At 64.5% G+C, this 4,225-nt stretch carries 5 protein-coding genes; 3 read left to right on the forward strand and 2 right to left on the reverse strand.

The features are described 5' to 3' along the window. Together EN984_RS24620 and EN984_RS24625 are read right to left on the reverse strand one after the other, a co-directional pair. Positions 1–964 (reverse strand): zinc-binding dehydrogenase (locus EN984_RS24620; RefSeq protein WP_127384009.1); only part of this gene is annotated, 964 nt, incomplete at its 3' end. Positions 965–1,016: 52 nt separating this feature from the next. Next, on the reverse strand, positions 1,017–2,258 hold the full coding sequence (locus EN984_RS24625; RefSeq protein WP_127268959.1) for an acyl-CoA dehydrogenase family protein: 1,242 nt from the start codon (positions 2,256–2,258) through the stop codon (positions 1,017–1,019). Positions 2,259–2,373: 115 nt separating this feature from the next. Between EN984_RS24625 and EN984_RS24630 the strand changes: the two genes are divergently transcribed. From EN984_RS24630 to EN984_RS24640, 3 genes are all read left to right on the forward strand, one after another. Beyond that, complete coding sequence (locus EN984_RS24630; protein ID WP_127268960.1) at positions 2,374–3,189, forward strand: SDR family oxidoreductase; 816 nt, start codon at positions 2,374–2,376, stop codon at positions 3,187–3,189. A 39-nt stretch (positions 3,190–3,228) separates the two neighbouring features. Then, positions 3,229–3,714 carry a MaoC family dehydratase gene (locus tag EN984_RS24635; protein WP_023810115.1) on the forward strand — a complete coding sequence of 162 codons (486 nt, stop codon included), beginning with the start codon at positions 3,229–3,231 and terminating at the stop codon, positions 3,712–3,714. Beyond that, positions 3,711–4,225: phosphotransferase family protein (locus EN984_RS24640; RefSeq protein ID WP_164765619.1), on the forward strand; the 515-nt coding region annotated here is incomplete at its 3' end. The genes EN984_RS24635 and EN984_RS24640, both read left to right, overlap by 4 nt.

A 4,225-nucleotide genomic window follows, 5' to 3' on the forward strand; every position in this document is an offset into this window, starting at 1 on the left:
GCACCACCGCTGTCACGTCGGTCGACCAGCGCCCGTCGGAAAAACGCTTCTGCGCTTCCAGGATCGCCGGGCCGCGGCGATCCTGGAACTGGCGCATCCACTCGCTCAGCCAAAAACCTTCGATACGCTTGTGCTGGAAGATCAGTTGGCCGGGCTCGCGGATAACAGTGGCTTCGGGATCGAGCTTCCCGTAGATGATCCAGCGCGACCGCTTCGGCATAATGTCGAAGATGGCGGAAGCCAGCGGCCCGGTCACCGCGTCGAGAAAGATGCGCGGCTGCTCAGCCTTCACCACCTCGCGTAGCGCCGCCTTGAAATCCGGCGCCTTTTCGTTGAGGACGTGCGCCGCGCCGAGCGCTTTCAGCGCCGCGATCTGGTCGTCGCGGCGCACGGTGACGATCGGCCGGAAGCCCTCTCCGTTGGCCAGGCCAATGATCAGCTTGCAGAGCTGGCTGGCGCCGGCGGTCATCATAAAGGCCTTTCCGCCTTCCTTCTTGACGACGTCGAACATGGCGAGCGCGGTGAGCGGGTTGACGATCATCGCCGCGCCATCCTCGTCGCGAACGGTGTCGAGCAGCGGGATGCAAACATCGGCCTCGGCTACGGCATAGTCGGCCCAAGAGCCCCAATTGGTGACGCCCGTGGCAAAAGCGACACGCTTGCCGATCAGGCCTTTTGGATAGGGTTCGTCCCCGCTGGCGACGACAATGCCGACGCCCTCGAAGCCCGCCGGCTGTCCCTTGGCGCGCGGCTGGCCGTACTGGCCCTTGACGAAGGCGATGTCGGAGGGGTTGATCGAGGCGAGGTTGACCTTGATCAACACCTGCGTCGGTCCGGGTGTCGGCACCGCGATGTTGCCCGGCTCGAGATACGGCTCCATCGCCTCCAGCACACTGCCGCTCGGCGTCCTGGTGTAGCCGTCGCCGACCAGCAGCAGCGCCTTCATTTCGGAGGGGACGGCCATTGGAACACTCCGTGCTTGGGCTGTCGGCATCGCCGGATGACGATGCCGGCGCTCAGACCTTTTCCTGCGTGTATTTCTTCAGCTCGGTGCGCGCCACCTGACGGCGATGCACGGCGTCCGGCCCGTCGGCAAGGCGCAAGGTCCGCAGATGCGTCCACGACCGCGCCAGCGGCGTGTCCTGGCTGATGCCTTGCGCGCCGAACATCTGCACGGCCTCGTCGGTGACCTTGAGCGCGACGCGGGGTGCCACCACCTTGATCTGGCTGATCCAGGGGGCCGCGGCGCGGGCGTCGCCCTGGTCGATCATCCACGCCGCCTTGAGGCAGAGCAGCCGGGCCATTTCGATCTCCATGCGGCATTCGGCGATGATGTCGAAATTGGCGCCGAGCTTTGCCAGCTTCTGGCTGAAGGCCTCGCGGCGCAAGGAACGCTGGCACAGCATCTCGAGCGCCATCTCGGCCTGTCCGATGGCGCGCATGCAGTGATGGATGCGGCCGGGGCCGAGCCGCCCTTGCGCGATCTCGAACCCCCTGCCTTCGCCGAGGATCAGGTTCGACGCCGGTACCCGCACATTGTCGAAGCGAAGATGCATGTGGCCGTGCGGCGCGTCGTCATCGCCATAAACCTGCATTGCCCGCACCTTGGTCACGCCTTTTGTGTCCGATGGCACCAGGATCATCGAATGACGGCGGTGCTGCGGCTCGTCATCGCCGCCGGTCCTGACCATGACGATGTAGATGGCGCAGCGCGGATCGCCTGCGCCCGAAGCCCACCATTTCTCGCCGTTGAGCACATAGTCGTCGCCCTGACGTTCGCAGCGCATGGCAATGTTGGTGGCATCGGACGAAGCGACATCCGGCTCGGTCATCAGATAGGCCGAGCGGATCTTGCCGTCGAGCAGTGGCTCGAGCCATGCTTTCTTGAGGTCGGCCGAGCCGTACCGCTCCAGCACCTCCATGTTGCCGGTGTCGGGCGCCGAGCAGTTGAAGGTCTCGGCGCCGAGATGCGCCTTGCCCATCTCTTCGGCCAGATAGGCATATTCGACGGTGGAAAGGCCGTAGCCGCGTTCCGAGCCGGTCAGCCAGAAGTTCCACAGGCCGCGCTCTCGTGCGGTCTTTTTCAGCCCTTCGAGGATCTCGCTCTGGCGCGCACTGTAGACCCAGCGGTTGCCTGTCTTGCCCACTTCGCTGAGGAATTCATGGTCGAGCGGCATGATCTCGTCGCGCACCATGGCCGCGACGCGCGCGTGGATCGGCTTCAGCCGCTCGGTCATGCCGAGATTCATCTCCGTCATCGGTCGCTAACCCTTCATGCATGCCAGGCATTTTGTCAGTGGCAAGGATGACCGTACTTCGGATAGCCTTGTCAACGCGAACTGTTTGCCCGCATGCCGAGCGCGGAGGATTGTGATGAGCTATCTGGACGAGCTGTTTTCGGTGGCCGGCAAGACAGCGCTGGTGACGGGTGCCGCGACCGGCATCGGCCGCATGGCGGCGACCGGGCTGGTCAGGGCCGGCGCCAGCGTGATGATCGCGTCGCGCAAGGGCGAGGATTGCATCAAGGTCGCCGAAGAGTTGAACGAGCTTGGCGCATCCGGCCGGGCCGAAGGCTTCGCCGGCGATGTCTCCAGCGAAACCGGCATTGCCGCACTCGTCGCCGAGGTCAAAGCCCGGACCGGGAAATTGCATATTCTGGTCAACAATGCCGGCGTCTCCTGGGGCGCGCCGCTGGAAAGCTTCCCCTATTCGGCATGGGCCAAGGTGTTTGGCGTCAACGTCACCGCGATCTTCCATCTAACCCGCGAATTGCTGCCGCTGCTCGATGCCGCCGCCAGGGACGCCGATCCGGCCAGGGTGATCAATCTCGGTTCGGTGATGGGCACGCAGCCGCTGGCCGACGACGCCTATTCCTACACCGCGTCCAAGGCAGCCGTGCATCATCTGACCCGCACCCTTGCGCTCGAGTTCGCTGGCCGCCGCATCACCGTCAATGCCTTCGCTCCCGGCCCCTTCCAGAGCCGGATGACGGCATTCGCCACCAGTACGGATGAGCAGGCCAGGCACGTCGGCAGCCATGTTCCGATCGGCCGTATCGGCGCGCCGGATGACATTGCCGGCGCAACGCTCTATTTGTGCAGCCGTGCAGGCAGCTATGTCACCGGCGCCATCCTGCCGATAGACGGCGGACAGTCGGTGCAGCATGGGCTGACCTTGTTCAAGGAATGACATTTTCCGGCCACAGAAGCCGGGGGTGAACTGGAGGACATGAGCGTGGAACCGATCAGTCTCGATGTGCTTCTGGCCAGTGTCGGCAAGGAGGTTGGCGTGTCGCCATGGCGGGCTGTCACGCAACGCATGATCGACCAGTTCGCCGACGCCACCGACGACCACCAGTTCATCCACTGTGATCCGGAGCGGGCCATGCGCGAAACGCCGTTCGGCGGCACCATCGCGCACGGCTTCCTGTCGCTGTCGCTGTTGTCGGCGATGACCTTCGAGACCATGCCGCCGCTGGAAAACGGCAAGATGGGCGTCAACCACGGCTTCGATTCGCTGCGCTTCCTGGCGCCGGTGAAGACCGGCGCGCGCATCCGCACGCGTTTCGTGCTGGCCGATGTCAAGGTTCGGCCGTCGGGCTGGGTGCAGACCGCGCATGACGTGACGATCGAGATCGAGGGTTCGAAGAAGCCGGCACTGACCGCGCGCTGGCTGACGCTGACCTTGATCGAACGCCAGCCCGAGACGGCATGAGTGATCCCGTTCTCGACCAGGCAGCGCTTGCGCCTTATCTCGAGGCGAACATACCGGGCTTTTCCGGACTTGCGGCAGTCGAGAAGTTCAAATCCGGCCAATCGAACCCGACCTCCCTTTTGACGGCGGCAAGCGGCCGTTACGTGCTGCGCGCCAAGCCGCCGGGGCAATTGCTGAAATCGGCGCATCAGGTCGACCGCGAATTCAGGGTGATGAGCGCGCTTGCCGGCACCGCCGTGCCCGTGCCTGCCATGCTGCATCTGTCGGCGGAAGACTCGCCCATCGGCCGCATGTTCTACGTGATGGATTTCCTCGACGGCCGCATTTTCTGGGATCCGGCCCTGCCGGAGGCAGGCGACAACGAAGAACGCGCCGCCATATATGATGCCATGAACGAAACCCTCGCGGCGCTGCACGAGATCGATGTCGGGACAGTGGGGCTCGGCGATTTCGGGCGGCCGGGAAATTATTTCGAGCGCCAGCTGGCGCGCTGGACCAGCCAGTACCGCGC

This window comes from Mesorhizobium sp. M7A.F.Ca.CA.004.12.1.1 (assembly GCF_003997835.1).
Classification (GTDB): domain Bacteria; phylum Pseudomonadota; class Alphaproteobacteria; order Rhizobiales; family Rhizobiaceae; genus Mesorhizobium.